Annotated in this window: 24 protein-coding genes and 1 pseudogene; 19 read left to right on the top strand and 6 right to left on the bottom strand. The window is 52.8% G+C overall.

Annotation, left to right across the window (positions count from 1 at the left end):
- Window positions 1–227: pseudogene (locus NFS31_RS15765) on the bottom strand (N-acetylmuramoyl-L-alanine amidase family protein); the annotation flags it as partial.
- 287 nt (window positions 228–514) lie between these two features.
- On the opposite strand from NFS31_RS15765, the gene NFS31_RS15770 reads away from it, so the two are divergent.
- Entirely contained in the window at window positions 515–1,735 is a 1,221-nt protein-coding gene (locus NFS31_RS15770; RefSeq protein WP_251497008.1) for a metal-dependent hydrolase family protein, read from the top strand.
- A gap of 7 nt (window positions 1,736–1,742) precedes the next feature.
- On the opposite strand, the gene NFS31_RS15775 is transcribed toward NFS31_RS15770, so the two are convergent.
- On the bottom strand, window positions 1,743–2,333 hold the full coding sequence (locus tag NFS31_RS15775; protein WP_251497011.1) for a helix-turn-helix domain-containing protein: 591 nt from the start codon (window positions 2,331–2,333) through the stop codon (window positions 1,743–1,745).
- A 295-nt stretch (window positions 2,334–2,628) separates the two neighbouring features.
- Between NFS31_RS15775 and NFS31_RS15780 the strand changes: the two genes are divergently transcribed.
- The 14 genes from NFS31_RS15780 to NFS31_RS15845 all read left to right on the top strand — a co-directional run bounded on the left by NFS31_RS15780 (window position 2,629) and on the right by NFS31_RS15845 (window position 16,390).
- The gene (locus tag NFS31_RS15780; protein WP_251497014.1) at window positions 2,629–3,438 is read left to right on the top strand and encodes a threonine/serine exporter family protein; all 810 of its coding nucleotides are present in this window, start codon (window positions 2,629–2,631) and stop codon (window positions 3,436–3,438) included.
- Window positions 3,435–3,944: a threonine/serine exporter family protein gene (locus NFS31_RS15785; protein ID WP_251497018.1), complete on the top strand. Its 510-nt coding sequence runs from the start codon at window positions 3,435–3,437 to the stop codon at window positions 3,942–3,944. The genes NFS31_RS15780 and NFS31_RS15785 overlap by 4 nt, the downstream gene beginning before the upstream one ends.
- A 348-nt stretch (window positions 3,945–4,292) precedes the next feature.
- On the top strand, window positions 4,293–5,402 hold the full coding sequence (gene glf / locus NFS31_RS15790) for a UDP-galactopyranose mutase (RefSeq protein ID WP_251497021.1): 1,110 nt from the start codon (window positions 4,293–4,295) through the stop codon (window positions 5,400–5,402).
- Window positions 5,392–6,261: a LicD family protein gene (locus tag NFS31_RS15795; RefSeq protein ID WP_251497024.1), complete on the top strand. Its 870-nt coding sequence runs from the start codon at window positions 5,392–5,394 to the stop codon at window positions 6,259–6,261. The genes glf and NFS31_RS15795 overlap by 11 nt, the downstream gene beginning before the upstream one ends.
- On the top strand, window positions 6,258–7,541 hold the full coding sequence (locus NFS31_RS15800) for a lipopolysaccharide biosynthesis protein (protein ID WP_251497027.1): 1,284 nt from the start codon (window positions 6,258–6,260) through the stop codon (window positions 7,539–7,541). The genes NFS31_RS15795 and NFS31_RS15800 overlap by 4 nt, the downstream gene beginning before the upstream one ends.
- Window positions 7,535–8,626: a pyridoxal-phosphate-dependent aminotransferase family protein gene (locus tag NFS31_RS15805; RefSeq protein WP_251497030.1), complete on the top strand. Its 1,092-nt coding sequence runs from the start codon at window positions 7,535–7,537 to the stop codon at window positions 8,624–8,626. The genes NFS31_RS15800 and NFS31_RS15805 overlap by 7 nt, the downstream gene beginning before the upstream one ends.
- Before the next feature lie 61 nt (window positions 8,627–8,687).
- Window positions 8,688–10,700: a DUF2142 domain-containing protein gene (locus tag NFS31_RS15810; protein WP_251497033.1), complete on the top strand. Its 2,013-nt coding sequence runs from the start codon at window positions 8,688–8,690 to the stop codon at window positions 10,698–10,700.
- 61 nt (window positions 10,701–10,761) lie between these two features.
- Entirely contained in the window at window positions 10,762–11,589 is an 828-nt protein-coding gene (locus tag NFS31_RS15815) for a glycosyltransferase family A protein (protein ID WP_251497036.1), read from the top strand.
- 4 nt (window positions 11,590–11,593) lie between these two features.
- Window positions 11,594–12,532, top strand: a complete 939-nt coding sequence (locus tag NFS31_RS15820) for a glycosyltransferase (RefSeq protein WP_251497039.1) — start codon at window positions 11,594–11,596, stop codon at window positions 12,530–12,532.
- On the top strand, window positions 12,529–13,233 hold the full coding sequence (locus NFS31_RS15825; RefSeq protein WP_251497042.1) for a glycosyltransferase family 2 protein: 705 nt from the start codon (window positions 12,529–12,531) through the stop codon (window positions 13,231–13,233). The genes NFS31_RS15820 and NFS31_RS15825 overlap by 4 nt, the downstream gene beginning before the upstream one ends.
- Window positions 13,234–13,239: 6 nt before the next feature.
- Window positions 13,240–13,659 carry a DUF2304 domain-containing protein gene (locus tag NFS31_RS15830; protein ID WP_251497045.1) on the top strand — a complete coding sequence of 140 codons (420 nt, stop codon included), beginning with the start codon at window positions 13,240–13,242 and terminating at the stop codon, window positions 13,657–13,659.
- Window positions 13,625–14,185 (top strand): dTDP-4-dehydrorhamnose 3,5-epimerase, encoded by a 561-nt coding sequence (rfbC, locus tag NFS31_RS15835; protein ID WP_251497048.1) that lies wholly within the window; start codon window positions 13,625–13,627, stop codon window positions 14,183–14,185. The genes NFS31_RS15830 and rfbC overlap by 35 nt, the downstream gene beginning before the upstream one ends.
- Window positions 14,186–14,203: 18 nt before the next feature.
- A complete protein-coding gene (locus NFS31_RS15840) occupies window positions 14,204–15,019 on the top strand; it encodes an ABC transporter permease (protein ID WP_251497050.1) in 816 nt (271 codons plus the stop codon).
- 198 nt (window positions 15,020–15,217) lie between these two features.
- A complete protein-coding gene (locus NFS31_RS15845; RefSeq protein WP_251497052.1) occupies window positions 15,218–16,390 on the top strand; it encodes an iron-containing alcohol dehydrogenase in 1,173 nt (390 codons plus the stop codon).
- 376 nt (window positions 16,391–16,766) lie between these two features.
- Here NFS31_RS15845 and NFS31_RS15850 read toward each other — a convergent pair whose 3' ends face one another.
- Window positions 16,767–17,261, bottom strand: coding sequence for an NAD(P)H-dependent oxidoreductase (locus NFS31_RS15850; RefSeq protein ID WP_251497054.1), 495 nt, complete (start codon window positions 17,259–17,261; stop codon window positions 16,767–16,769).
- Window positions 17,258–17,461, bottom strand: coding sequence for a flavodoxin family protein (locus tag NFS31_RS15855; RefSeq protein WP_251497056.1), 204 nt, complete (start codon window positions 17,459–17,461; stop codon window positions 17,258–17,260). The genes NFS31_RS15850 and NFS31_RS15855 overlap by 4 nt, the downstream gene beginning before the upstream one ends.
- A gap of 159 nt (window positions 17,462–17,620) precedes the next feature.
- Here NFS31_RS15855 and NFS31_RS15860 point away from each other — a divergent pair, with 159 nt between their 5' ends.
- Window positions 17,621–17,770, top strand: a complete 150-nt coding sequence (locus NFS31_RS15860) for a helix-turn-helix domain-containing protein (protein WP_251497058.1) — start codon at window positions 17,621–17,623, stop codon at window positions 17,768–17,770.
- A gap of 111 nt (window positions 17,771–17,881) precedes the next feature.
- Window positions 17,882–18,532: a substrate-binding domain-containing protein gene (locus NFS31_RS15865; RefSeq protein WP_275563897.1), complete on the top strand. Its 651-nt coding sequence runs from the start codon at window positions 17,882–17,884 to the stop codon at window positions 18,530–18,532.
- Between the two features lie 381 nt (window positions 18,533–18,913).
- Here the strand turns inward: NFS31_RS15865 and NFS31_RS26890 are convergent, their stop codons facing one another.
- The gene (locus NFS31_RS26890; protein WP_275563898.1) at window positions 18,914–19,045 is read right to left on the bottom strand and encodes a hypothetical protein; all 132 of its coding nucleotides are present in this window, start codon (window positions 19,043–19,045) and stop codon (window positions 18,914–18,916) included.
- A gap of 104 nt (window positions 19,046–19,149) precedes the next feature.
- Window positions 19,150–19,338: a hypothetical protein gene (locus NFS31_RS15875; RefSeq protein ID WP_251497060.1), complete on the bottom strand. Its 189-nt coding sequence runs from the start codon at window positions 19,336–19,338 to the stop codon at window positions 19,150–19,152.
- Window positions 19,339–19,700: 362 nt separating this feature from the next.
- Here NFS31_RS15875 and NFS31_RS15880 point away from each other — a divergent pair, with 362 nt between their 5' ends.
- Both NFS31_RS15880 and NFS31_RS15885 read left to right on the top strand, forming a co-directional pair.
- Window positions 19,701–20,060, top strand: a complete 360-nt coding sequence (locus tag NFS31_RS15880) for an ArsR/SmtB family transcription factor (RefSeq protein WP_251497062.1) — start codon at window positions 19,701–19,703, stop codon at window positions 20,058–20,060.
- A gap of 67 nt (window positions 20,061–20,127) precedes the next feature.
- On the top strand, window positions 20,128–20,346 hold the full coding sequence (locus tag NFS31_RS15885; protein ID WP_160225824.1) for a cation transporter: 219 nt from the start codon (window positions 20,128–20,130) through the stop codon (window positions 20,344–20,346).
- The last annotated feature ends 25 nt before the right edge of the window (window positions 20,347–20,371 follow it).

Consider the following 20,371-nt stretch of genomic DNA (forward strand, 5'->3'; position numbering starts at 1 on the left):
GTGACATGGTACTTGGAATTGCCGGCATTCACATTCACGCCGCCCTTTTCCGGCGTTCCGTCCCCGATGCCGATGTCTGGAAGGGTGGAACCGGCCTCCAGCCTGGAGTCCACGCGCACGCTGACCTTATTGATCGGCCTGGAAGCGGCCAGGGCTGTCGCGGGAAGCAGCACAGTCATAGATAACACAAGAAAATAAACAGATAATTTTTGAAATAGTTGTTTCATTCCATACAATCCTCCTTTTTATCATTGTAGCATAAGGAAAATGGGAAGGTTTTACTTTTTTATTGCGAATTCTGTACGAATACAGACGGCTGTTTATCTTGCAGGATGGGAAAAAAGGCCATATAATGAGAGACATCCGGTAACCGTTTCATTTTCCTGAACGGCTATGGTGTATAAGTATGAAGGCTGTGGTTCACGGTAGGCATTCCGTGGATGCAGCCGGAAATAAGGTTGTAACAGATTACAGACGGCGGTTCAGCCTGCGATGACAAAAGGAGGAAAAGGAAATGATTTTGGCAGCCAGCCACCTGGTGACAGGAGACGGGAAAACGCATCTGCAAAACGCCGCGCTCCGTCTGGAAACAGATGGGCGCATCGGCTTTATCGGAAGCCGGGAGGAAATGAAACACCGCTATCCGGAGGATGCGGCACAGGACTTTGGGGAGGCAACGATCCTTCCGGGACTGTTCGATATGCACGTCCATTTCGGCTATTACTACAGCCAGCCGGATATCGGAAATTACGATGATTACATGATAGCGTATTATGCGCTCCGGCAGGCATCGAGCGCGCTGCGCCTCGGCATTACGACCGTGCGCGATCTCTCCTCACCCCACAACCTGTTAAAACAGCTCCGTCTGGCCGGAGAAAAGGGGTATGTAAAGGTTCCGAGAATCTTTCATTCCGATACGGGGATCTGCATGACCGGCGGCCACGGCCATCAGGACGGAATTGTGGAAGCAGACGGCCCGTGGGCGCTGCGAAAGGAGATCCGCCGTCAGTGCCGGGACGGCGCGGACTGGGTAAAGATCTTAACGAGCAACCGGGAGGATCTGGCAGAATTTACACAGGAGGAGCTGGACGCGGCGGTGGATGAAAGCCATCGCAGGGGATATAAGGCGGCGGTGCATGCGGGGACGCAGCCGTCGATCCAGATGTGCATTGACGCAGGGTTTGACACGATAGAGCACGGCACCTTCATGACTGCGGAGCAGGGACGCCAGATGGCGGAAAAGGGCATCGCCTGGGTTCCGACCATCACGGCTTATGCATACCTGTATCAGCAGACCAGAAAGCTGATCGAAGAAGGCGGCGATCTGTCAAATCCGATTTCCGCCAGAGCCGTAAAAGATCAGGCCTTCTTTAAGCCTGCATATGAGTCATACCGGGATCATTTTAAAGAAATATACGATACGGGCGTAACGGTTCTCGCCGGGACGGATATGGTGCTCTACGGCGCGCCGCCCCTTCCGCTCAACCGGGAGCTGGCCTATATGGTGGAATACGGGATTACGCCGCTTGAGGCCATCCGCACGGCGACCGTGAACCCGGCCCGGGTTCTTGGGATCGATAAAGAGACAGGCTGCTTAAAAGAAGGTCTTCTGGCTGATATTCTGGTGGTAAAGGGCAACGCGGCAGCCGATATCGCCGCGCTGAATCAGGTGCTTGAGGTACGGATGGCGGGAAAAAGCGTCTTCAAAGCCCCCGAAGAACCATGCTGTCCCTGAAAACACCCTACAGAATGACTTCTTCCCCGTGAACAAAGGGGTTCGGAGAATTCACCGTCAGTATCTTAACCACACGGTTGGTGTGATTGACCCAGTTATGGGGAACCTGGGAGTGGATCTGGATGCTGTCCCCGGGATTTAAGGAGTATTCACAGCCGTCCAGATAGACGGTCAAAATCCCCTCCAGGACATAGACAAATTCCTCCCCCTCATGCAGGTTCATCTCCAGCTTATCCTGCGAGGTATTGGCAAACGGCATCAGGTGGAAAATGCGCGGAAGAATGCCGAATTCCCTGGCGTTTCCGGTTAAGAGGTACTGAATAATCTGCGGGCTTACCTGCGTGCAGCGCGGCTCAAAGCTGCGGACAACCGGAGATTTCTCCTGTTCCGCGCCGGAGTCGAAAAAGGCGGATAAGCTGACGCCTAAAATATCAGCCAGCCTGGCCAGGGAATCAATGGCGATCGAGGACAGGCCGCGCTCTAACTGGGAGAGAAAGCCAATCGACAGCCCGGATTCCTCACTGAGCTGTTTCAGGGTGTATTTTTTAGCGGTACGGAAGGCTTTGACCTTGGCTCCGATGGTGATATTGTGATCCATATGTGAAATCTCCTTGACAAGCGGGTGAATTTTTATTATGTTCCAACTATACAGGATAAAAAAGAAAACGTCAATAGTTACTGTTTATACGCGCGCCATTTACTGGGGATGTCCTGTAGTGAAGTGTATGCGGGCCGGGGGGATCGGCGGGCAATACTTTAATAAGGAAGTAAATTTATGGATACAGAAGTAAAGAGATGATCGGGGAGTGTTCCCAGTTGGAGAGGCTTAATCTCGTGACAAGGCTGGCTGTGTGATCAGCGGACTGTATTTTAATGATGAAGGAAATAAGTTTATGGATACGGAAGTAAAGAAATATATCGGGGAGTGTTCCCAGATGGAGAGATTTAATCTCGTGACAAGGCTTGGGAATGATATTTTATTAAACGGCGGGGAGATTTTCAGGGCGAATGAGGCTATGGAGTATGCGGCGAAGGCGCTTTTACTTGAGGGGTTCAATGCGTATGTGATAGCGAACGGGATTTTCTCGACGGCGGTGATTGACGGGAGATTTTATTCGAGCCGGATCTGTTACGTCCCGCTGGCTCCTACTATGCTGTGCCGCGTGGATGCCCTGAACCATTTGTCCAGGCGGATTGCGTCTGGCGAATGCGGGCCGTATGAGATGCGATCTGAGCTGGAGCGGATCGAGCGCATGGAGACAGCCGGAAACAGGGCTAAGATCGTGGCTTCCGGCTTTGGAAGCGCGAGCTTCTGCTACCTGTTTAAAGGAAGCTTCTTTGACTCGGCGATGGCATTTGCCGCGGGAGTCATCCTGTACATCTTCCTGCTGTATGCCGCCCCGCGCATATCCGTATCCCGGATCATCAATAACATACTGGCCAGCGGGCTTGTAGCCCTGTTTTGCTGCTTTGCCTACGGCGCAGGGCTGGGAGACAACTTAGACCGGATGATGATCGGAGCGATTTTCCCCATGGTACCGGGAATTCCGCTGACGAATTCCATCCGGAATTTTCTGGAAAATGACTATTTATCAGGTCTGATACGCATGGTAGACGCCTTTCTGACAGCCGGGTGTATCGCGATCGGAGTGGGAATGGCAATGCGGCTGTGGATGACAATGACAGGAGGAACCATCGGATGACATACTTTTTCACACAGCCGGAATTCTGGCAGGCAGCGCGCCTTTTGGCAGACGCCGCTCTCCAGCTTGCCATGGCTTTCATCGGAACCGTAGCCTTCTCCGTCCTCTTCAGCGTCCCGCGCAGATTCTACGTCTCCTGCGGCGTGACGGGCAGCATCGGCTGGGCCGTGTACATCTTTATCAACCATACCTTTAAAATGCCCGTCATGGCTGCCTTTGCCGCAAGCATCGTCCTGACCGCGGTGTCAAGGGCTCTTTCCGTCCGCCGCAAGGCATCGACAACCGTATTCCTGCTATGCGGCATATTCACGCTCGTACCGGGCGCGGGAATTTACTATACAGCCTACAGCTTCTTCATCGGGGCGGAAGAAGCGGCCATGCTTAAAGGGATTGAAAGCATCAAGATGGCAGTCGCTATAGGGCTTGGGATTGGGGTGGCGTATTCGATTCCGACGCGCGTGTTTGGGTGGAAGAGGAAGCCGGAGGTTTGGCGTGGGGAGGAGTGATAAATATTTCCGTGATGTTAGCCGGGGTGGGGAGGGGCGCGAGGGGGACGCCTGAACCAGGCCATATATCCGACGAAACCGCGCTCACGCTCAGAGAAAAGCGCAGCGGACACTAAGCTCGAAAAGACCCCGCTAAAGTGTCCGCTGCGCTTTTCTCCGAGCGTGGGCGCGGTTCCGTTGGATACAGAACCTGACACTGGCGGCCCTTTCACATTTCCCCTTTCACCAGCATTATATTGCAAAGCAAAAACCAAAGAGCAAAAACCGAAAAATAACGCAACATTTACATTTCCACAAAAATATAGTAAAATAGGAAATTATGAAATCACAAAAAGGAGCTCATCGCCCATGAAACAATACGATTATCTCCTCGCAGGCAGCGGCCTCTACGCTTCCGTCTTTGCATGGATGGCCAGAAAACGCGGTAAACGCTGCCTGATCGTGGAAAAGCGGGATCACATCGGGGGAAACATCTACTGCACAGAGATAGACGGAATCCGGGTTCACCGCTACGGGGCCCATATTTTCCATACATCTAACCGCGAGGTATGGGATTTTGTAAACCAGTTTACGCAGTTTAACCGCTATACCAACAGCCCGGTGGCAAATTACAAAGGGGAGATGTACAACCTTCCCTTTAATATGAATACCTTCAGCCGTATGTGGGGCATATCGACTCCGGAGGAGGCGAGGGCGATTATTGAAGAGCAGAGGAAAGCGGTCCCCGGGGAGCCAAAGAATCTCGAAGAGCAGGCGATCAAGCTGGTCGGATCTGATATATACCGCAAATTGGTAAAGGGATACACGGAGAAGCAGTGGGGGCGCGACTGCCGGGATCTGCCGGGATTTATTATCCGCCGCCTGCCGATGCGGTTTACGTATGACAATAATTATTTTAACGACGCGTTTCAGGGAATTCCGGTCAGTGGATATAATGCGCTGATTCAGGGGCTGCTGGAGGGCTGTGAGATCCGGACGGGCGTGGATTATCTGGCGTGCAGAAAGGAGCTGGATCCGCTGGCAGAGCGGGTTGTGTATACAGGCATGATCGATGCCTTTTATGGCTTCTGTTACGGGAATCTGGAGTACCGGAGCCTGCGCTTTGAGACAGAGCGGCTTGATACGGACAATTATCAGGGCGTTGCGGTTGTGAATTATACGGATCGGGAGACGCCTTTTACGCGGATTATTGAGCATAAACATTTTGAATTCGGGACACAGCCGGGGACAGTGATTACCAGGGAATACCCGGCGGAGTGGAAGCCGGGCCTGGAGCCGTATTATCCGGTGAATGACGACAAGAACCAGGCGCTGTATAAGCGCTATGCAGGGCTGGCCGAAAAGGAGCCGAATGTGATTTTCGGTGGGAGGCTGGCTGAGTATAAGTATTATGATATGGACAAAGTGATTGAGTCAGCGCTTATGAGGGCGAAAGAGGAATTGGGCGATGAGCGGTAAATTTTATGAGCCGGAGACGCTGAAACGCCTCCAGCAGGAGATCCTTTCGATCCTGGATGATTTTGTGAGGATCTGTGAGGACTACCATCTGGAGTATTTTGGCATAGCCGGAACCGGGATCGGCGCGGTCCGCCACGGCGGGTTTATCCCGTGGGACGATGATATTGATATTGCCATGCCGCGGCGTGACTTTGAGAAGCTTTTGCGGATTGTGGAAAAGAAGATGGGGGACCGTTATCTGGTTTTGAATGCCAGGCGCTATCCAGCCTATCCTCTGATGACAACGCGCCTGGTGAAGCGGGGGACGGAGTTTGTGGAGGAGGTTATGAGGGATGTGGACTGCCCGTTCGGTATTTTCCTGGATCTGTATGTGCTGGACAATGTGGCGGACGACCCGATCGGTTATCAGATTCAGTCCTGGAGCGCGTGGTTTTGGAGCAAGCTGATGATCCTGCGCGCGATTCCGAGGCCGACGCTGGCCCAGAAGGGGCTTAAGGCCAGGCTTATCTGGGCCGTGTGCGGGGCGGCGCATCAGATGATGGAGATGCTTCGCGTCTCGCCGGAATGGCTGCGGGATCGCTGCGAGGCGGAGTGCCGGCGTTATAATAAGAAAAAGACGCGCCGGATGGCTTTTCTGCCGGACACAAGCCCTTACTGGAATGTGGTGGACAAGCGGAAGTACCATCCGCTCAGGAAGCTGGATTTTGAGGGCAGGAAGCTGAACTTTGCGGGGAATCTGGAGGAGATGCTTAAGAATCAGTACGGGGATTATATGACGCTGCCGCCGGAGGAGAAACGCAAGACGCATTATCCTTATAAACTGAGCTTTTCAGACAGGGCGCAGGAGCCGGGCGTATGAGGTTTTTGGGGCGTCTGCTGATCGGAGGGGACGAGCGCGTCGAACAGCGCAATATGGGCTGGAATATGGCGGGCAGCTTTCTCTATGCGCTGGCCTCCATGGTTCTGACGATCGCGGTCGTGCAGCTTGTTGGAGAGGACGAGGGCGGGATCTTTTCGTTTGCGTTTTCGACCTTCGGGCAGCATATGTTCATGGCCGCCTATTTCGGGATGCGCCCGTTTCAGATCACGGATACGGGAAGACGGTATACGTTCGGGGAATACCTGGGGCTGCGCGTTGTGACGTGCGGCGGGGCGCTGGCGTTTGGCCTTTTTTATGTGTTCCTGAACCGGGATTCCTATACCTGGGTCAAGGCGGCGACCGTGTTTCTGATGGTCTGCTATAAAGTGATTGACGGCTTTGCCGATGTGTATGAGGCGGAATTCCAGCGCGACGGGCGGCTTTACCTGACAGGTAAATCCAATACCTTCCGCACCATTCTCTCCGTGTCACTGTTTCTGGGCTGCCTGGGGTTTACGCGTAATCTGGTATTCTCCTGTGCGGCGGCGGTAGCGGCCCAGCTTCTCGGGCTGGCGCTTTTTAATTTTTCAGTGATCGGGGAGCTCGCGGGCGTGGACTGGGAGCGCAGGCCGGGCAAATGTGGCCTTCTTTTTAAGGAGAATGTGCTCCTGTTCCTCTCCGTGCTGATGGATTTTTATATCTTTTCCGCGGCCAAATACGCGATTGAGGGGAATATGGCGGATAAATACCAGGCGCTGTTCGGGGCGATCTTTATGCCGACGAGCGTGATCAACCTGGTAGCCGGCTTTGTGATCCGCCCGTATATTACCAGGCTTTCTATCCAGTGGGAGAGCGGGAAGCTTAAGGACTTTGCAGGCGTGGTGAGGCAGTTGTCAGCCATTATCGCGGGCCTTACGGCGCTGGCCATGGGCGGGGCCTGGCTTCTGGGGATACCGGTATTAAACCTGCTTTATCCGAAGCTTGCGTACCTGCTTGTCTCGTGCAGGGCGCCGCTGCTTCTGATCATCCTGGGCGGGGCCTGCAACGCGTATGTAAATTTGTTCTATTATGCGCTGATTATCATGCACAGGCAGAGGGTCATCTTTGGCGGGTATATCCTGGTATCGGCGCTGGCGGCAGTGATTTCATCGCCGTGCGTGCGAGCGGCGGGGATCCTGGGCGGGGCCGCCTCATACCTTGCCCTGATGGCGGCGCTGGCGGCGTGCTTTGGATGTATGGCATTTTCAGTTTACAGAAAAAGGAGGAAAAGGATATGTTGAATTTTGCAGTAGGGCCGGTTCAGATGGAGGAGGAGATCCGCTCTCTTGGCGCGGAGGAGATTCCGTATTTCCGGACGCCGGAGTTTTCAAAGCTGATGCTTGAAAATGAACGGCTGATGAAGCGGCTCATGAAGGCTGGGGAGGATGCAAGGGCGGTGTTTCTGACAGGCTCCGGCACATCGGCCATGGAGGCGGCCGTGATGAATCTGTTCACCGGGGCGGACCGGCTTCTGATCGTTAACGGAGGGAGCTTCGGGGCGCGCTTTGTGAAGATATGTGAGATTCATCAGATCCCTTATACGGAGATTTCGCTGGAGGCGGGGAAGGCCCTGACAAAGAGCCATTTAGAGCCGTTCGCGGGCCAGGGATACACGGGCTTTCTGGTCAATGCAGACGAGACGTCAACGGGCGTTTTGTACGATATGGAGCTGATCAGCCGTTTCTGCCGGGAAAATGGGCTGTGGCTGGTTGTGGATGCGATCAGCTCTTTTTTGACGGATGACTTTAAGATGGAGGAGTGGGGCGTGGACGCCGCCTTTACGGGTTCGCAGAAAGCGCTTGCCCTGCCGCCGGGGATCGCGGCCATGGTTTTAAATGCGCGCGCCGCAGCGCGTGCGGAAGCCATGGAAGTGAAATCGCTTTACCTGAATTTAAAGGATTATCTGAAAAACGGGGAACGCGGGCAGACGCCGTTCACGCCGGCGGTAAGTGTTTTGATCCAGTTGAACAGGAGGCTTAAGGGGATTGAGGAAAGGGGCCTTTTGGAGGAGCAGGCGCGGATACGCAGGCAGGCGGAGGACTTCCGCGAAAAGATAGCGGGGCTTCCGTTTGAGATCGTATCCGAATCCCTGTCGAATGCGGTGACGCCGCTTCACCCGACCGGTACGGACAAGGACGGAAATCCGGTGTCCGCGCACAGGATTTTTGAGATTTTAAAGGATGAATACGATATTTTCGTGTGCCCGAACGGGGGAGCGCTGGCAGAGAGCGTGTTCCGGGTGGGGCATATGGGAAACCTGACGCCGGAGGATAATGACAGGCTGATTCTGGCATGGAAAGATATGCACAAGAGGGGGCTTTTGTGAGGGCGCTGATACTGGCTCTGGTTCAAAGGGGCGTAAGGCGGGCAGATAAGGAGTGAAAGATATGCAGGATCGCAGGGGCATAGAATGGGCGGCCGGGATCAGACGGCGCATATCCGGCGCGGCATGGCCGCAGGGCGCCGGGGGATGGATTGCGGCCGTGGTTCTGGCGCTTTTTGCGGGCCTTGCGCTCGAAATCTGCTTAAGCCTTCCGGCAATCCGCGCCGCCGGAGGAGGCGGGGCCTCTTTCCGCGCGATCCCATTTGATCAGGTTATCGCAGAGGGCTTTGAGGAGCGTGACGGAACGCTTACCCTTACCGGGGAGAGCGGTTATCTGCATATTCCTCTGGACGGGGAGTATGTGGGGAAATTCGTGTATTCCTATCAGTACGGGGGCCTGATGAATACGCTGGTGAAAATCGGCGTGTACAATGAATACGGCGAGCTGCGCGAGCGCGACGCGGTTCTCACGGAGGATCGCAACAGCCGTGTGATCGGCGCTTCCTATATCCCGGTGGGAGGCCGCGCCGCTTATGCGGCGATCTCCGTGACCAGGGACCGTCTTCGGGAGCCGGGGCTTTTGTCTGTGGATTTTGACTCCTATCCGGTGGTCTTCACAGGCTTTGGGACAGAGACGCGCGGCGGGCTTAACCCGTACCGCCTTGTCTTCTTCTGGTGTGCGGCGGGGCTTGCGGTTCTGGTTCTTTCGGGGCGTAAATGGGCGGGAATGCGGCCGGAGATTGGCTTTCTGGCAGTTTCCTTAAGCGTGGGAACCCTTGTCTCCCTGTCCCTTCCGGCCAATAAAGTCTCCTGGGATGAGGAGACGCACTTCGCGCAGTCCTTCTGGATGGCCAATTACCGCTCGCCGGTCCCGGTATCCCACGCGGTCCTTCAGGAATTTGTGACCGGGATGGACACCTGGCCTTACAATCAGCCCGGCGGACGCGAAGAGCAGGAGGCGCTTGACCGTTATCTGGACACAGAGGGGGATTACAGGAACGGGGAGCATCTCTGGAGCATTGATCTAAATAAGACTACCATGACCGGATACGTCGGATCAGCCCTGTTTTTAAAGCTGGGACAGATGTTTAAGCTTCCGTTTTCCCTGCTCTATAAGCTGGGGAGACTGGGCAACTTGTACGTGTACTGTATTGTGATGTTCCTTGCCATAAAACGGGCCCCGGTGGGAAAGGCGATCCTGATGTTTCTGGGCCTGATGCCGGAGCCGATGCTGCTGGCCGGCGTGTATTCGTATGATCCCACAGTGACGGCTTTTATGTTCCTGTCCTTTGCCTGGATGCTGGACGCCATCCTGAATGAGGAGCGGAAGGTGGGATGGAAGGAGTATGCGGTTATGATGGCCGCCTTTTTGTGGGGCTGCCGTTTAAAGGCTGTATACGCCCCGCTGCTTCTGGCCGGTCTTCTGATCCCCGGGGAGCGCTTCAGAAGCCGCCGGGAACAGCTCCTGATGAAAGGCGGGATGATTGCGGCCTGCGGCCTTTTGATGCTGTCCTTTGTGCTGCCGGTGCTGATCGCGCCGAGGGCGACCGGGGATGTGAGAGGGGAGAATACAAGCGAGATCGGACAGATGGGCTACATTCTGGGACAGCCCCTGTCCTACGCGTGGATTCTCGCAAAAAACATGCTCCGGACGCTTCCTTCCTATGTCCTTGGGGAACAGTCCCTGGGTCTTCTGGGGCATCAGGGGCCGGTGTCCTTTCCCTGGCTTCTCTACGCCGGATCAGGGGCGGTGATCCTCACGGCGGGGCAGTCATCATGTGGGAAACGGCTGAATGGCCGGCAGAAGGTATGGATATTCCTTCTGTGCGGCGCGGCGGCGGTTCTCGTCTGGACGTCCATGTATATCGCGTTCACGACGCCGGGGAACACGTATATTGAAGGCGTGCAGGGCAGGTACTATATACCGTGTCTGTTCCTTTTATGGCTGGTGCTGAACCCCCGCTGCGTGCGCGCGGATGTGAAGGACGGGACGTATTACCGGGCTGTGCTTGCCCTTGGCGGCGGGGTATTGCTGGCGGCATACGGGCTCGATATTTTGCCGCGGTTCTGCCTGTAGGCGGCGGGAGCGCGCGGCTTTTGCCGGAGCGCGCCTGAATGAAAGAAAGGATGAAACGAAGATGAACCAGAGCGGGAAGCAGGCGGCCCGGCCGCTGCATACCTTTGCAATTTGCGCGTATAAGGATTCTCCGTACCTGGAGGCGTGTATCCGTTCACTGACCCTGCAGACGGTCCCGTCGGAGATTATCTGCTGTACGTCCACCCCCAGCCCCTATATCCGCGGCCTGGCAAAACGGTACGGGATCCCTCTGCATGTCAGGGAGGGGGAAAGCGGGATACGGGCCGACTGGCTGTTTGCCTGGCAGAAGGCGTGCGGGCGGTTCGTCACGATTGCGCATCAGGACGATGTATACCGGAAGAGCTATACCGGAGAGCTTTTAGAGGCTTTCCGGCAGCATCCGGATATGACCGTTTTTGTGAGCGATTATATAACCATCAAAATGAAAGGAAAAGAGGCCAGGCTTCAGCCGGCGAACGCGGTCTGGGCCGTGAAAAAGCTTTTGAGGCTGCCGCTGCGACTGAGCGCCCTTTCGGGAAACCGTTTTGTCAAGCGGTCGGCCCTTATGTTTGGAAATGCTCTGTGCTGCCCTGCGTGTACGTACTGCAAGGAGAGGATCGGGGATCAGATGTTTCAGTCAGGCTATGAGTTTGCCCTGGACTGGGACAATCTCTGGGAGCTGGCGGGAAAGCCGGGGCGCTTTATCTGCTGTGAAAAACCGCTTTTAGCCTACCGGGTGCATGACGGAGCCGCAACCAAGGCATGTATAAAGGATAACCGGAGGATGGACGAGGAGACAGCCATGTTCCGGAAGATATGGCCGGAGCGTTTCGCGGCGCTTCTGATGCGTTTCTATCAGAAAGCCTATGGGGCGTACGGGGAGGAATGAGGAAATGGCGAAAATTGATGTGATTATTCCCACCTGCGAGCCGGGGGATAAGCTGGAGGAGCTGCTGAAAAGGCTGTTAAAGCAGAGCTGCCCGGTCAGCCGGGTGATCATTATGAATACAGAGAGCCAGTATTGGAACGCAGAGCGGTATGAACCCCTGTTTGAGGGCGGCCGGACGCGTCTGAGCGTGACGCATCTGACCCGTGATGAATTTGACCATGGGGCGACCAGACATGAGGCGATTGAGGCGTCGGATGCGGACATCTGCGTCTGTATGACCCAGGACTGTATTCCGTATGACCGGAACCTGATCCGGAACTTAAAAGAAGCCCTTTTGCAGGCTGAGGATGTGGCTGTCGCCTACGCAAGGCAGCTCCCGGCCGCGGACTGCGGGCCGGTTGAGCGCCGCGCAAGGCTCTTCAACTATCCGGAGGAGAGCTGCGTAAAGGGCGGCGGCGACTTAAAGAGGCTGGGCATCAAAACGTATTTCTGTTCCAATAGCTGCGCGGCCTATAAGCGCGCGATCTATCTGGAGCTGGGCGGATTTACCAGAAGGACGATCTTTAATGAGGACATGGTGTTTGCGGCCGGGGCGGTGAAGGCCGGATACCGGATCGCGTACGCGGCGCAGGCAAAGGTCATCCATTCGCACAATGATCCCCCGCTTGAGCTTCTGCGCCGGAACTTTGATCTGGCCGTATCCCAGACGGATCACCCGGAGGTCTTTGCGGGCCTTAGTTCAGAGGGCGAGGGGATGCGTCTGGTAAAGGAAACCGCGCTCTGGCTCATCCGCACGGGACGCCTGCTTAAGCTTCCTGAGCTGTTTGTAAAAAGCGGGTGCAAATATGCCGGTTTTCTTCTGGGAAAGCGCTATAAAAAGCTTCCAAAGGCGGCGATCCGCTTTCTCACCAAGAACCCGTCCTACTGGAGGAGGCAGGGATGAGGGAAGGAAGAAAGGAGCTTCTGATCGTCATACCGGCGTACAATGAAGCGGAGAATATTGAGCGTGTGGTGAACCGTCTGATAACGGATTTCCCGCAGTACGACTATGTGGTGGTAAACGACGGCTCATCGGATGGGACAGCAGAGATCTGCCGGAGAAACAACTACAATTTCCTTGATCTGCCCGTGAACCTGGGGCTGGCCGGCGGCTTTCAGGCCGGGCTTAAATATGCGGCGCGCTGTGGGTACCGCTATGCGGTCCAGTTTGACGGGGACGGCCAGCACCGGCCGGAATATCTGGCCGCCATGCAGGCCAGGATGGAAGACGGTTTTGATATCGTGATCGGATCCCGCTTTGTAGGGCAAAAGAAGCCGCGCTCCATGCGGATGCTGGGGAGCAATCTGATTGAACACGCGATCCGCCTGACAACCGGAGTGCGGATCAAGGATCCCACGTCCGGGATGCGGATGTTTAACCGCGCAATGATAGAAGAATTTGCCGGGGGCCTGAACTACGGGCCGGAGCCGGATACAGTGTCCTATCTGATCCGGCAGAGAGGCGCGCGGGTGGACGAGGTTCCGGTCGTCATGGACGAGCGCCTGTTAGGCAAGAGCTATTTGACGCCGCTTAACGCGGCCCGCTATATGATTAAGATGCTGATTTCCATCTGTCTGATACAGAGCTTCAGGAAAAGGAGGTAGCGGAACATGACCGTGACGCTTCGTATCGTGGTGATCATCGTTTCCGTGCTGACGACGGCGATGATCCTGCGCAAGATACGCAACGCAAGGCTGCAGATCGAGGATTCGATTTTCTGGATCGGATTTTGCGCCATGCTGATCCTGTTCAGCCTGTTCCCCGGCCTTCCGGATCTGATGTCAAGACTGGCAGGAACGTATACAACGGCAAATTTTATCTATCTGGCCGTGATTTTTCTGCTGATTGTAAAGCTGTTCCACATGACGCTTAAGCTTTCCGAGCTGGAGACAAAGGTAAGAGCGCTGGTTCAGGAAATGGCGCTGGAGGACAACCGCCGCAGGCGTGAGGAGGAGGCCCGTCTGCCCGGATGTGATAAAAAAGGAGAGGATGAAAATGGGAAAAATAGAGGTAATGCCCTGCGAGATTAAAGGGCTTTATATCATTAAACCAAAGGTGTTTAAGGATGAAAGAGGCTATTTTGTGGAAACGTATAACCAGAATGATTTCCTTGAAGCCGGGCTTGACATGGCGTTCGTGCAGGACAACCAGTCCATGTCCGTGAGAGGCGTTCTGCGGGGGCTGCACTACCAGAAGGAACACCCGCAGGGAAAGCTGGTGCGGGTTCTGCGCGGCGAGGTGTACGACGTGGCCGTGGATCTGCGCGGCGGCTCTGAGACCTTTGGAAAATGGCACGGCGAGAAGCTGTCCGCGGAGAATAAGAAGCAGTTCTACATTCCCGAGGGCTTTGCCCATGGCTTTCTCGTCCTGTCCGACGAGGCGGAATTTGCCTACAAATGTACAGACTTCTACCGTCCGGGCGACGAGGGCGGCCTTGCGTGGAACGATCCGGAGATCGGCGTAGAGTGGCCGATCGAAGAGGGCATGGAGCTCATCATATCAGAAAAGGATAAAAAATGGGGCGGCCTTAAGGACACATTCCGGTTTCAACTGTAAACGCCTCAGGAGGATTTCATGAAGGATTTGCTCTCCCTTTTAAAAGGGATTAAGGAAAAGCGGAAGCTGATACTGGAGCTTTCAAAGGCGGATTTTAAAAAACGGTTTGTCGGCTCGTATTTCGGCGTTGTCTGGATGTTTATACAGCCCATGGTGACGATTGCCATCTATGCCTTTATTTTCGGAGAGCACGGCATGAAAAATGCGCCGCCGGTCCCGGGCGCTTCCTATGTCATATGGCTGGCCCCAGGGATTATTCCCTGGTTTTATTTCAGCGAGATCTTAAATACAGGAACCAACTGCCTTCAGGAATACCACTATCTCGTCAAGAAAGTCGTGTTCGAGGTGGAACATCTGCCGCTTATTAAGCTGATTTCCTGTTTTATGGTGCATGCCTGCTTTCTGGCGATCATGCTGGGGCTCTACCTGGTAAGCGGCCGCGCTCCGAAACTTATGTGGCTTCAGATCCTCTATTATTCCTTCGCGGCATCCATGCTCGGGCTGGCGATCACGTACTTTACCAGCGCGGTTCAGGTCTTTTTTAAGGATATGGCGCAGATTGTAAGCATATGCCTGCAGTTTGGGATGTGGCTGACGCCGATCATGTATGACGAGGCGATCTTCACCTCCCGGGCGGCGTGGCTTTCGGTTGTATTTAAGCTGAACCCGTTTTACTATATTGCAGCCGGGTACAGAGACAGCATGCTGACCGGGAACTGGTTTTTTGAGAGGCCGACGATGACCGTCTATTTCTGGGCGGCGACGCTGGTTTTGCTGGTTTTGGGGCTTAAGATGTTTAAGCGCATGAGGCCGCATTTCTCAGACGTCCTGTAAGGAGGCGGAAAGATATGGCCTTTAGCTCCATTTTATTTCTGTGGGTTTTCCTGGCGCCTGCGTGGCGTTAAATCTCCTCATTCTCGGATACTATAAATACGCCGGCTTTACGGTGGAATGCGTCAATGCCCTCATCCATAAAACAGGCCGGACGCTGCGCGCGGTCAATTCAGTCAGGCTGAAAAGAAAGGAAACATTATGAATTCGTTTATATTTGAAAATTCCACAAAAGTATATTTCGGAAAGGGATGCGTGAGGGAACACCTGTCCGAGGCGCTGAAGGACTGCGGGGAAAATGTGCTGCTTGCCTATGGGAACGGCTCCATTAAAAAGAATGGAATATACGGGGAGATCATGGATATTCTTCTGCGGGCCAAAAAGAATGTGATCGAATTTCCGGGGATCATGCCGAACCCCACCTATGCAAAGGTTTTAGAGGGAAAGCGTCTCGTGCGGGAGCGCCGGGCCGGACTGATCCTGGGAGTGGGGGGCGGCTCTGTGATGGACTGCTGCAAGGCCGTATCCATGGCGGCTGCCACCCGAAAGGATGTATGGGAGGAATACTGGGAAAAGGAGGGCGTGATCGACTTTGAGCCGATACCTGTGGGCGTTGTGGTCACAGTCACGGGAACCGGGAGCGAGGTAAACGGGGATTCGGTTATCACCCATGAAGAAAAGAAAATAAAGACAGGGCGCGATTACAGGGCCTGCAACCCGCGCTTTGCCATGCTGGATCCGGAATATACATATTCTGTATCCCCGGCCCAGACGGCGGCAGGGGGCTTTGACATGCTGAGCCATGTGATGGAAACCTACTTCAGCGCGCCGGACGGGGAGAATCTCTCGGACGCGATATCAGAGGCCCTGATGAAAAGCATCATTAAAAATATCCCCATTGCTATGGAGGAACCGGAAAATTATGAGGCCAGAAGCAATCTGATGTGGGCCTCTTCCCTGGCAGAGCTGCGCCTCATCAAGCTGGGAAAAAAATGCGATTTTGAAGCGCATCAGATCGAGCACCAGCTCGGGGCCTTTACGGACTGCAGCCACGGCCGCGGGCTGGCGGTCATCCACCCGGCCTATTACCGCCGTATTTGTAGCTGCGGACTGGATAAATTTGCGCGGTTTGCGGAAATTGTCTGGGAGATTCCGGCAGAGGGAAGGACAAAGGAGGAGATGGCGCAGGAGGGCATCCGGGCGCTGGAAGGATTTATACGGCGGATCGGGCTTCCCACGACGTTAAGAGAGCTGGGGCTTGCGGATAAGGGGATCCTGAAAACGATTGCCGATTCGTGCGCGATCAATACAGGGGGATATAAGGTGCTGACAAAGGAAGAGATACGGGAGATTTTGGAGGTTTGCTTTGAGTGATATATCATCTGCAACAATGAAGGTGATAAGGCGGCAGAAAGAGATCCTGTATGTCTCTTATGCGAGGGGAAAATTCAGGCCGGATTCTGATACAGATATTTAGAGCGATATCAGACTGTCTTGCAGAAGATGCGAAAGAACAACTGGAAACAGCGAGAGAAGTAGTGAATATTGTAGAAAAATATTTGAATTTAATGATATAAAAGCAGCGCGTTTTACTCTCTCCCTGATAAAACGCGCTGTTTTTATGAATGCTGATAATTATAAATTTGGAATCAATAATTGACATCCGCTGTCTTTTGCACTGAACTGCATATGGCCGAACTATGAAATTGGAATACCCTTATGATTTTCAGTTCCTGATGGAAGGCAGTGGTCACTGTGTTTTTTCCATGCTGTTGATCATATCGACATACATATCAGCGGGGAGCATCGGCTGCCGCAGCTTCGCCGATGCTGCGTGAGAAACCGCGCCTGTTTGGTTAAATTCTGCACCAGCGCGGTTAAGCGCAGTAAACAGCCTGCCTTTTGCTTCCTGCAGCTCAGGGTTGGGGAATGCAGCTAACCCCGCTTCAGAGATGAAGATCAGGCAGGGGTTCAGAAAGATATTTTGCATCTGCAGCTTTAATGATGCAAAGTTATCCTCAAAATATGGGAAACCACAGCCACAGATAATAACATTCTTTTTTTTCGGCAGGTCAACCACGGTGTCATGGAAAAAACGTTTTCCATCGCTGTACATCCGCATTTTAAGGAAGGGATTTGTTCTGTCCAGCAGTGTTTTAAGAGGCCCTGGAACCCCGTACTCATATAGTGGGAAGCTCCAGACAATCATATCGCTTTCTGCCATTCTGTCCAGAAGACCGTTCATATCATCCTGGATGGCACAATGCCCGTCCTGCCTGATCCAGCAGGACAAACACCCCTGGCAGTAGTTGATTTTTTTTCAACTATGTTTACAGATTCTATCTGGTGTTCGTTATTTTCATTTACACCTTTCATAAATTCCCATGTAAGAACCAGTGTGCTGCTGTTTTGTTTGGGACTGCCGTTTAAAATCAAAATTTTCATTATGTACCTCCTTGTTCTGATTGCGGGGATTGTGCTTATGTCAGGCGCTTGCATTTTCGCCTGTCTACACGTATAATAGCACTAATTAATACCACAAAAAAGTCGAAGGTTTCGATTTTAAAATTCCATATTTTCGATGAATACCGGAGAAACTTTGGAATGAATACGAAATATCTGTATACAATGAAAACAGTGCTGGAAACGGGGAGTTACCAGAAAGCGGCATCAAAACTAAATTACACACAGTCAACAGTCACATTCCATATCCAGCAGATAGAACAGGAGCTGGATATCAAATTATTTGACTGAATTGGCCGCAAAATGGTTTTAACACAGGCTGGCAGGGAAATTTTTCCGCATATAGAGGCAATACTCCAGGAGGAGTACGCCTTACACAATTATGCGGGCGGTGCTGCTGAAATGTCTGGCAGCCTGCGTATAGGTATGCCTGATTTTCTGCTCTGCTATAAAATTACGCCGCTTATAAGGTTATTTCAGCAACAGGCTCCAAAAGTACGTTTGATGATTCCGGCTCTTCCCTGTAAAGAAATACGGAGCGCCATCATAAATGGTGATTTAGATATGGGCATTCACTGCAATATTGGCGGATATCCGAAAACGATTATAGAAGAACCATGGTCTTCCTATAAAGCGCGGCTGGTGGCTTCAGCGGATGCTGCAGCAGATACCTTTGATTTTATAACGCAGCATCAAAGGAAAAATGTCAACCTTATTACAAGCGATGCAGGCAGCCTCCATCAGCAGAGGCTGCTGGATTATTGCAGAAGCTGTGACATAATCCTGGAGAATAATATTGACATGGGAAGCCTGGAGGCAGCAAAGATCAGTGTAATGAATAATCTTGGCATAGCATATTTTCCAGACTTTACGGTAGAAAAAGAACTTTTGGAAGGCAGGCTCCAGGTAATCCAGATACCTTTAGACAATGTTCCTGTTCCCGTAATATGTGCTTATCATAAAAATAAAGAAATCAACCCGGCCATGCGCCTGTTCAAATCGCTTCTGTTTTCGTTTGACCGTGATGCAGGGGAATCCGGACCGCTGTCATAGCGGGCATGCTGATGAAAAACGGCTGCTGTTATGATTGCGGAACACAGATCGTCTGATGTTCCATTCTGCCTGTTTGCACAAAGAAAAGGATATGTCAGGACAGACGCCGCCTCTGTGCGCGCGCTCGAGTCCCTCTGCAACGCGTTTTACATTTCCGGAAAGCGTATCCTCAAGAAGCTGATCAGACGCCTCCAGAATGCGTACGATCCCGGCCCAGCCACCCGCTCTCATCGCATTTTCAAATTCGCCGGCAATTTCTTTGTTCGGGATAAAGCTTTCCCCAGTCTCAGCGTCATATCCAAGATAACCAAGATGGATCAGGAGCGTCAGTACATCGTCTTTTGTGAGGAAGGTGCGCATGTCATTAGCGGCGCGGCCGGCTCACGCAGATGAATTTTCTTCCGTATGGATACGTTCATTCGTATGCGCAACCAGTCCGGCCTTATCCACATAGATTTTGGAACGGATTGACTTTCTGTAACCATCATTTCCCGGATTCAGATAAAATCCCATAAATATCTCCCGGAAAACATATTGATTTCACCCTGACAAAATGCTATTATGAAATTCGGAAAGAGGCGGCGATGTAACTGCCGCCTTTAGAGAAATCTGATTGCCTAACTTAAGCAATCGTCATCCGACCCGTCAGTTGCCGCCAAGCTCGCTGAGGGGTCTTTTTCTGTCTGTTCCCTGCGCCGGTTTATGTAAGATTTATACTTCTCGGTCAAAGTGGTAATGCCCACAAGGCTTCCCACAATGCCTGCAAAGATACTCACAACACGGCTCGCGATGTCTAAAATACCCACGACCCGATCCTCCTTTCTCTGGTGTTTACACACCTGCGGACTGGTCTAACTTAAATTAAACCAGTCCCGAAGGTGTGTATCCTCCAAATAGGGAGTGCTCACCCGCTCTCGCTGATGTCTCCAACCTGCCTTCTATTCCTTATGGAACTTTCAGCAGGTATGCCATCATAAAGGATTTAGGGAGGGAATGGAATACCATGGAAGTAGAAATCTCTCAATAAATGCCATTGCTATCTGAACTGTTACCATTTTCAGAAACAAAACCCGGAATTGTGCTTGACATCCTTGGTTTAAAGTGATAACATAAACATATGAACAATCATTCATATATAAAACAGGATAAAGAGAAAGGAGAGCATGATTTGGCGGTTCAGGATATCGAATGCTGTGATTTTTACCAGGTACATGAGGAAGTGGTAAGAGCGGTTAAGGATAAGATGCCCGAGGACGGCGCTCTGTATGATCTGGCTGAGCTTTTCAAGGTTTTTGGGGATTCCACCCGGATCCGGATTCTGTATGTGCTATTTGAGTCCGAGATGTGCGTCTGCGACATTGCGCAGCTTTTGAACATGACGCAGTCGGCCATTTCCCATCAGCTCCGGATTCTGAAGCAGTCGAAGCTGGTGAAAAGCCGGAGAGAAGGAAAGTCGGTATTTTATTCCCTGGCGGACAGCCATGTATACAGCATTATCAACCAGGGCTTTGAACATATCAGCGAATGAAGCAGCACATGAAGCAGACAAAACAAAAAAGATTAAAATAAGGAATAAAAGAAAAGGAGAAAAAGCTGTGAAAAAGAAATTTAAACTGACGGATCTGGATTGCGCGAATTGCGCGGCGAAGATGGAGAATGCCATCAGGAAGATAGAGGGAGTATCGGACGCGTCAGTCAGTTTTATGACGCAGAAGATGACGATCGAGGCGGACGACGCCCGGTTTGACGCGATTATGGAAGAGGTAGTGAAAGTCTGCAGGAAGGTGGAGCCGGACTGTGTGATCAACCTGTAGCGCCGCATTTGTCATTCGCATGGCA

It is taken from the genome of Otoolea muris, assembly GCF_943193115.1.
Lineage (GTDB): Bacteria > Bacillota > Clostridia > Lachnospirales > Lachnospiraceae > Otoolea > Otoolea muris.

What these genes read in the sequence shown, in the direction of transcription:
- NFS31_RS15865 (WP_275563897.1), top strand. Translation starts at nt 17,882, where the DNA reads ATGTCTGGCAGCCTGCGTATAGGTATGCCTGATTTTCTGCTCTGCTAT.
- NFS31_RS15770 (WP_251497008.1), top strand. Translation starts at nt 515, where the DNA reads ATGATTTTGGCAGCCAGCCACCTGGTGACAGGAGACGGGAAAACGCAT.
- NFS31_RS15820 (WP_251497039.1), top strand. Translation starts at nt 11,594, where the DNA reads ATGGCGAAAATTGATGTGATTATTCCCACCTGCGAGCCGGGGGATAAG.
- NFS31_RS15855 (WP_251497056.1), bottom strand. Translation starts at nt 17,461, where the DNA reads ATGAAAATTTTGATTTTAAACGGCAGTCCCAAACAAAACAGCAGCACA.
- NFS31_RS15800 (WP_251497027.1), top strand. Translation starts at nt 6,258, where the DNA reads ATGAGGTTTTTGGGGCGTCTGCTGATCGGAGGGGACGAGCGCGTCGAA.
- NFS31_RS15850 (WP_251497054.1), bottom strand. Translation starts at nt 17,261, where the DNA reads ATGAACGGTCTTCTGGACAGAATGGCAGAAAGCGATATGATTGTCTGG.
- rfbC (WP_251497048.1), top strand. Translation starts at nt 13,625, where the DNA reads ATGGGAAAAATAGAGGTAATGCCCTGCGAGATTAAAGGGCTTTATATC.
- NFS31_RS26890 (WP_275563898.1), bottom strand. Translation starts at nt 19,045, where the DNA reads ATGGGATTTTATCTGAATCCGGGAAATGATGGTTACAGAAAGTCAATC.
- NFS31_RS15815 (WP_251497036.1), top strand. Translation starts at nt 10,762, where the DNA reads ATGAACCAGAGCGGGAAGCAGGCGGCCCGGCCGCTGCATACCTTTGCA.
- NFS31_RS15845 (WP_251497052.1), top strand. Translation starts at nt 15,218, where the DNA reads ATGAATTCGTTTATATTTGAAAATTCCACAAAAGTATATTTCGGAAAG.
- NFS31_RS15795 (WP_251497024.1), top strand. Translation starts at nt 5,392, where the DNA reads ATGAGCGGTAAATTTTATGAGCCGGAGACGCTGAAACGCCTCCAGCAG.
- NFS31_RS15840 (WP_251497050.1), top strand. Translation starts at nt 14,204, where the DNA reads ATGAAGGATTTGCTCTCCCTTTTAAAAGGGATTAAGGAAAAGCGGAAG.
- NFS31_RS15830 (WP_251497045.1), top strand. Translation starts at nt 13,240, where the DNA reads ATGACCGTGACGCTTCGTATCGTGGTGATCATCGTTTCCGTGCTGACG.
- NFS31_RS15780 (WP_251497014.1), top strand. Translation starts at nt 2,629, where the DNA reads ATGGATACGGAAGTAAAGAAATATATCGGGGAGTGTTCCCAGATGGAG.
- NFS31_RS15805 (WP_251497030.1), top strand. Translation starts at nt 7,535, where the DNA reads ATGTTGAATTTTGCAGTAGGGCCGGTTCAGATGGAGGAGGAGATCCGC.
- NFS31_RS15810 (WP_251497033.1), top strand. Translation starts at nt 8,688, where the DNA reads ATGCAGGATCGCAGGGGCATAGAATGGGCGGCCGGGATCAGACGGCGC.
- NFS31_RS15785 (WP_251497018.1), top strand. Translation starts at nt 3,435, where the DNA reads ATGACATACTTTTTCACACAGCCGGAATTCTGGCAGGCAGCGCGCCTT.
- NFS31_RS15775 (WP_251497011.1), bottom strand. Translation starts at nt 2,333, where the DNA reads ATGGATCACAATATCACCATCGGAGCCAAGGTCAAAGCCTTCCGTACC.
- NFS31_RS15860 (WP_251497058.1), top strand. Translation starts at nt 17,621, where the DNA reads ATGAATACGAAATATCTGTATACAATGAAAACAGTGCTGGAAACGGGG.
- glf (WP_251497021.1), top strand. Translation starts at nt 4,293, where the DNA reads ATGAAACAATACGATTATCTCCTCGCAGGCAGCGGCCTCTACGCTTCC.
- NFS31_RS15825 (WP_251497042.1), top strand. Translation starts at nt 12,529, where the DNA reads ATGAGGGAAGGAAGAAAGGAGCTTCTGATCGTCATACCGGCGTACAAT.